General features: G+C 37.7%; 7 protein-coding genes. 6 read left to right on the top strand and 1 reads right to left on the bottom strand.

What is annotated here, in order from left to right:
• The first annotated feature begins 354 nt into the window (after positions 1-354).
• The 6 genes from Q0W04_RS10205 (at position 355) to hisB (ending at position 5,931) form a co-directional block, all read left to right on the top strand.
• Positions 355-2,058 (top strand): hypothetical protein, encoded by a 1,704-nt coding sequence (locus tag Q0W04_RS10205; protein WP_298502914.1) that lies wholly within the window; start codon positions 355-357, stop codon positions 2,056-2,058.
• 87 nt (positions 2,059-2,145) lie between these two features.
• Positions 2,146-2,730, top strand: a complete 585-nt coding sequence (locus Q0W04_RS10200; RefSeq protein ID WP_298502911.1) for a flavodoxin family protein — start codon at positions 2,146-2,148, stop codon at positions 2,728-2,730.
• 50 nt (positions 2,731-2,780) lie between these two features.
• Positions 2,781-4,340, top strand: coding sequence for an oligosaccharide flippase family protein (locus Q0W04_RS10195; protein ID WP_298502908.1), 1,560 nt, complete (start codon positions 2,781-2,783; stop codon positions 4,338-4,340).
• A 69-nt stretch (positions 4,341-4,409) separates the two neighbouring features.
• Positions 4,410-5,102, top strand: coding sequence for a TOBE domain-containing protein (locus Q0W04_RS10190; protein WP_298502905.1), 693 nt, complete (start codon positions 4,410-4,412; stop codon positions 5,100-5,102).
• Positions 5,103-5,112: 10 nt separating this feature from the next.
• A complete protein-coding gene (locus tag Q0W04_RS10185) occupies positions 5,113-5,313 on the top strand; it encodes a 4Fe-4S binding protein (protein ID WP_366938654.1) in 201 nt (66 codons plus the stop codon).
• Between the two features lie 39 nt (positions 5,314-5,352).
• A complete protein-coding gene (gene hisB, locus Q0W04_RS10180) occupies positions 5,353-5,931 on the top strand; it encodes an imidazoleglycerol-phosphate dehydratase HisB (protein ID WP_298502902.1) in 579 nt (192 codons plus the stop codon).
• A 123-nt stretch (positions 5,932-6,054) separates the two neighbouring features.
• On the opposite strand, the gene Q0W04_RS10175 is transcribed toward hisB, so the two are convergent.
• A partial coding sequence (locus tag Q0W04_RS10175) for a F420-dependent methylenetetrahydromethanopterin dehydrogenase (protein WP_298502899.1) occupies positions 6,055-6,815 on the bottom strand: 761 nt, incomplete at its 5' end.

The raw sequence follows: 6,815 nt of genomic DNA, 5'->3' as shown, positions 1-6,815 counted from the left end.
TTCAAAACTAATTTTCATCAAAAAATTTCAAATCAACAAAGTTTTTGAAAGAGTCTAAATTGCCCTGACTTCATTGGTGACGGTGACATATATTAACTTAAAAGTTCAAAATTATATACTGTATAAATTTTTGTATGGCAGTGATAATTACTGGTAATATTGTTGCTGTATAAATTTTTATGGTGGTGATAAGACTAGTAAATATGATTGAAATTGCTGTATGAATTTTTATATGATTAATTGTGGGGGTAAAAAGATATTAAAAAACTATTAGCTTCACTTTTATTTATTAGTGTTCTGCTTATAACTATAAGTGGAGTTTCTGCAGAAGAAATTGATGTTACCTCATCAGTTGTGACCGAAAGTCCAATTTCTGCTGATTTTGATAATAGTTTATCTTCTTGCGACGCTTCAAATAACGATTTATCTGAATATGAAAGCGAAGATGTATCGGATGGCGACGAGCCATATGGTTCATCCGAATCCAGCTATTCATTAGGCAGTCAAAGTCCATCCTACGGATACTCAACTTCCGGCGGATGTGATTATTATGTCTCTTACGGATATACAGATTCCTGTGAATCCTTTGATTATCCTTTATCTTGCAAAACAGTTGTTTTTCAGGATTTATGTGATGAATATGTCTCTTGCAAATTGTCTGATTCATTAGGTTCATGCGATTTTAGTGATTCAGTCGAATCACAAACAGATGTAGAATTTGAAATGGTATGTGATGTTGGCCAGGAACCAACATTGAAGACTGTTGAAAATGACGTTATTTTAAAAAATTATAACGAAAAACCGGAAACTGTCGACATTGACAGTTCCCCTGGAAACATTATTCTCTCGGCTTCGATGCCTTCGGCAAAAAAGGTCATTGACGACGATTCAATAATGGATGAAGTAAAATGCGCGATGGATACTTCTGAATGTTATAGTTTTGATGTAGCCCCTCAAATAAAAAATTTAGTTGAATTCAACCATGATGATGCAGTTTTAGCAGATGTGTCTATTGGTTTAGCAATAATTTGTAATTCAGGTGAGCCAGTATTCGATGGTATTTTGATGGCTTCAGGATATGTTTCTGGTAAAGAGGCGTATTTTGGATCAATATCTGACTCAGAATTGAAAACGTTATTAGAGTATATTGGTGCTGAAAATGTAATTCTGTTCGCAAGTTTGACAGAGAATTGGGATTCTGATGATGCATTTAACATTCTAAGTGTAGCATCATGTGAGCACTTTAACGAATTTGAAATTGATGGTTACAAATTTACTAAAGCATTGCTTAACTGTTATCCTTCAACTGGTGATGTAGTCATCAGCCTTGGGGATAATGAGGATAAACATAATCATGTATATGATACTAACTCTCATGGTTTGGATTATGCATATGTTAAACACGTAAATGTGATCTATAAAGATATGCCTAAGTTAATGGTCTTAACTTCCTCTGGTTGTGAAGATGAATCAACCGAAGGATCTTGGGACGGTTTAAATGATATTCTAGGTATTGGAATATCTAGCGAAACTTTATTGCCGGATCATAAAGCAATATGGACTCCATTATTGTTGTTAACACAACAAGATTTAGAAAAATCTAATGAAGACAGTCACGCTGATGATAACGGGAATACTACATTAAATGCTGCTAAAAACAGCAATACAAAAAGCGATTGTAAGTGCAAAGGATGCAATACTACAAATTGCACATGCAAAAACTGCAATTGCAACATTTCCAAATGCAGTTGTCACAAACACCATCACGGTGGTGGAGGACATCATCACAGGCATTGGGGACATAACGGTTATGACGGATACTATTGTTATGTTGCATCAGCCGCTGTGGTAACAGGCGATTTGAATAAAAGCGATAATTCAACTGACGACAAGAATAAATCAAGCAATGTTACTGCAACCGGTAAAAACCAGAAATCCTCTGGTAGTCCAAATGATCAGCCTAACGCGGAACCGACATATACACTTGTTTATGCCATAATAGGTATTGCTCTTATTAGTCTGCTATTTAATTCAAGTTATATGAAACGTGATGAATAGATTTAAAAGATTAAAACGTTAAGTTTTTAATCTTTCTTTTTATTTTTTTTTCAAAAGTATTTAACAAGTGGGCGACAAACTATTTTTATGAAGATTTTTGGAATATGCGCCAGTCCGAGAAACAACACGACAGAATTTGTTTTAAGAAATGCCCTCGCTCAGCTTGAAGAAGACGGCTTTGAGTGTGAAATGTTTACATGCTCTGCAAAGGACATCCGGCCTTGCATGCACTGTGATTACTGTCTGGAAAACAAGAAATGCATCATTGACGATGACATGTCAGACATATACAAAGGCCTTAGGAAATCAGACGGCATAATATTGGCAACTCCGATACAAAGCGGTGGAATTTCAAGCAATCTGGCTGCAATAATGGACAGAACCAGGGCCCTTGAAGCTATTGATTATAACTTGCTTCGCGGAAAGATTGGAATGAGCATTGCAGTTGGCGGTGACCGTACTGGAGGTCAGGATTTTGCCCATCTGAAAAATATAACATATTTCATGATACACGGCATAATTCCCGTAAGCGGAGGACCATTCGGATCAAATCTGGGAGCATCATTCTGGTCTGACGATTCGCTTGACAACATCAAAAAGGATTCTTACGGATGGGAGTCATTGGACAGGACTTTGGCTGAATTTGAAAATTTCCTAAATAAGTATATTTAAATATTAAAATCGATTATATTAATATTAAAACTAATTTTTAAGGTTATATTATGGCAAGCAAGTTGGTACGTGGTAGTCTGATAATATTTATCGGGAATATAATTTTCCGTATTGGAGGTTATGTCTACCGTTTCCTGATGGCTATATTGTTGGGTCCTACTTATTATGGTATTTTAGGAGTTACATTGCCGTTTCAGGGTATTTTCCAAACTCTTGCCGCCGGCGGGCTTCCTCCGGCAATAGCCAAATATGTTGCCGAATATGAGGCTGTCGATGAGCATGACATGGCAAGACAGACTATTTTCACGGCCCTGAAGATAATGGTATTTCTGGGTATATTTCTGGGAATACTGATGATTTTTGTTGTTGCGCCGATTTTGGCATATAATTTTTTAAACAAACCGCTGGCATTGGTTCCCCTTCAGATTGTAGGTATGATTACTCCATTCAGCGTTATTGTAGGCGCATTCAGAGGAGCATTTCAGGGAGTATATAAGATGGAATATATCGTATATACCCGTGCCGTGGAACAGTTGGGAATGATTTTATTTGCAACCGCATTTGTTCTGATTGGTTTTTCAACCGTTGGAGCGCTCTGGGGTACTGTAATAGGTTATTCACTTGCTGCTGTATCTGCAATTTACATATTCAAGGTCTACATGCCGAAATATATTCCAAAACCTAGTGAAGAGTTCAAGTTTTCAAGACGTGATGAGCTGAAACTTGCCGGTACGCTGGTTAAATTCTCAATTCCGGTCATCATCACTGCAATTGCGGAAATGCTCATTTATAACATCTGTACAATTGTGATGGGTAAGTTTCTTACATTTTCCGATGTCGGATTTTTCGCAGCAGCCGATCCGATTTCAAGATTGCCGCTGATGATTTCAATTTCAGTTGCAACCACAATTCTTCCGGCTTCCTCCGAAGCGTTCAAGGTTAAGGATATAGATACCCTTCAAAAATATGTTGGGGAATCCTATAAGATTGCCTTGCTTTTTGTAGTGCCGATGTGCGTAGGTCTTGCGCTTTTTGCGGTTCCTACTTTGAGTCTGCTTTACTTTAAAAATCCGGCTTATGTTGCAGGAGCCTCTGCATTGGCAATACTTGCCATTGGAATGACATTCTATTCAATATTTTCAATATCAACCAGTATTGTTCAGGGTATCGGAAATCCTAAAATCCCGATGTATATTCTGATACTTGGGGCTGTTGTTACCGGAGTGCTGAGCTGGGTCCTGATTCCTGCCATGGGTATTGCAGGCGGTGCTGCGGCAACCACAATTGCCTGTTTTATAATGATGGTGCCATGCGTTTACTTTGTTTTCAAACTGACAAAGACAAAAGCGCCAACAATGCCTGTAGTTAAAATATTGGCCGCAACTGCCATCATGACTGCTGTAGGCTTTTTCATTCCGAAAACCACTTTATTTTTATTCCCCGGAATAATTGTCTGTATGGTTGTTTATTTCTTTGCATTGATTTTGGTTAAGTTTTTCACAAAAGAGGATATAGAGTCCTTAAGGGGTTATGCCTCCAGGTTAGGTCCTTTATCCAAAATTGTTAATAAATTGCTAAACATTGTTGAAAAAATAGAATTTAGAAATTAACAAATAGAAAACTTATTTAAATATAAACTACAAAGAATTATCATATTATATAATTGGGGGATTATATATATGGCTGATGTAAGTGCAGGGGTTGAATATAAAATCAATGTGGACGGCAATTCTTTCCTTTTGGACAGCAAGAAATATCAGCTTCTCGAATCCATTCTGGATTCAGGTTCTCTAACCGAAGCTGCAAAATATATTGACGTTTCATATAGGACAGCATTAAACTACATTGAAAAGATAGAATCAACACTCAACGTGAAAATTGTTAGTACTACAAAAGGAGGAAAAGGTGGGGGTGGTGGAACCACTCTGACCGAAGAAGGATATTCTATTCTAAAGGAATGTAAAAAGATTAACGCAATTATGGAACTTCACAAGGATGTCAATGAAATCGAAGCAGAAATTGTGGATATAAATGATGTTAAGGGTGTAATGACCATTAAAATGAAAGATTTCCAAATCAATGCTCCTTTAAACAGGAAATATGAAATTGGAGATAGGATTCTGGCATTGATCAGTTATGACAACATCTTTCTGATGCTGGAACCGCAGACATCAAGTATCCGTAACATTCTCAAGGGTAAGATTGTGGAGATGAAGCTTATCGGTGAAATCATCCGTGTCAAAATCAATGTCGGCGGTGTCATAGTATGTTCTGACATTACGGTTTCCGCTGAAAAAGAGCTGAACCTCAACATCGGCAAGGAAGTCTATATTGGATTCAAGGCCATGTCAGTGGCTACTTTAAAATTATAGGGGTATGGCAATGTTGCAAATTTTGGTTGATGAGGATAAGTGTACTGCGTGCGGTAACTGTGAGGAGATTTGTCCAAAAGCTGCTAAAATTTGGAAGATTACTGACGTTGCACATATATTGGATTTAAGATATTGTCATGTTTGTACGTTATGTGCAATGGAATGCCCTGTAAACTGCATTAAAATTATACGTCCGGGTGAAGATGGCTAAATGCTTGAAGGTAAAATCAATTTAAATACAGGTTAGATTATGGCTAGAAATTCTATTGTTTCAAGGAAAACTTCAGAGACTGAAATTGATATAAAAATGAATCTTGACGGAAGTGGAGACTATAGCATCTCCACCGGAGTGAACTTTTTCAATCATATGCTGGAGTCCTTTTCCAAACACAGCATGATTGATTTGGACATTCAGGCAAAAGGTGACATTGAAATAGATGACCACCACACCATTGAAGATATTGGAATTGTTTTAGGTGAGGCTTTCAGCCAGGCCATAGGCGACAAGAGGGGAATAAAAAGGATGGCCCATGCGATTGTTCCTATGGACGAATCAGTTGCAACCGTTGCAGTTGACATTGGCGGGCGCAGCTATTGTAACATGAACCTTGAGTTTAAAAACGAAAAGATAGGGGACATGACTTCAGATATCGTCATCCACTTTTTCGAGTCATTCGCTTCAAGCGCCAAGATAAACGTTTACGGCACCGCTGAGGGTGCCAATGACCACCACAAGGCCGAAGCCGTTTTCAAGGCATTTGCAAAATCCCTGAAGGAAGCCGTCAAAATAGAGCATGACAGGATTCCATCCACAAAAGGCGTTTTATAGCTATTAAATTAGCTATCTTTTTTTAATTTTTTTTCAAAATGAGATTTTAATTTTTCATGTTGTAAGAAATATATTACATTCTGGTCTTAAAAAAAAGAAAAAATAAAAGTAGCAAAATGCTACTTATTCTGGTTTTGAGATTAAGTCTGTTTTAGAACCAGGGTTACCTTCTTTCATGTGAGGGGTTCTTAAAACAGTATCATTTGCTTTTTCGATTTCTCTTGCTTCTTGTGCTAATTTAGCAGCGCATGCAGCAATTTCGTGAGCAGCAGCTACTAATGGGATGAAGTTTTCGAAACCTTTAGTCATGAAACAACCTTTCATGTCTAAGTTAGCAACTGATCCAGCCATTTCGTATGCAGCGATAGCTTTTGCTTTTGCGTATGGGTTTGCAAATCCGCCAGCTTCTGCAGCTTTTTCAGCAGTAATAATGAGTTTAGGTAATTCGATTTCACCTGCTTCAGCTTGTGCAATTACATCGTCAATGGTTTTTTGGACTAATCTTAATGCTCCGGTTTCAGCTAATACTTTTAAGATGTCGGAGTTGAAGATAGCCATTTCAGTTGGGTCTAACCATTCTCTTTTTGCACCAATCATTGGGTCAGACATTACAATAATGTAACCGAGGCCTTGTTCGTCCATTTCATCTTTCTTACCTTTACCAGGTGCGTCACCAATGATGATAGCAGGAATGTCTTTTGCAGATAATAATTCTCTTGCTTTAGCTGGTCCAGGTGCTCCTGGGTTTGGGCTAATGAAAATTGCGAAATCAGGTTCGAAAGCGTCTATTTTAGGAACAACGTCTTCTACTTGTTCTGGGTTCATTTTTGCTCCAGATCCAAAGGTTCTTACATCGATGTTTGGTCTGTCTGCTCTTTCGTCTA

The organism is uncultured Methanobrevibacter sp. (genome assembly GCF_947170395.1).
Taxonomy (GTDB): Archaea; Methanobacteriota; Methanobacteria; order Methanobacteriales; family Methanobacteriaceae; genus Methanocatella.
Note: the sequence above shows the minus strand (reverse complement) of the source record. Positions and strands in the feature narration are given on the sequence as shown.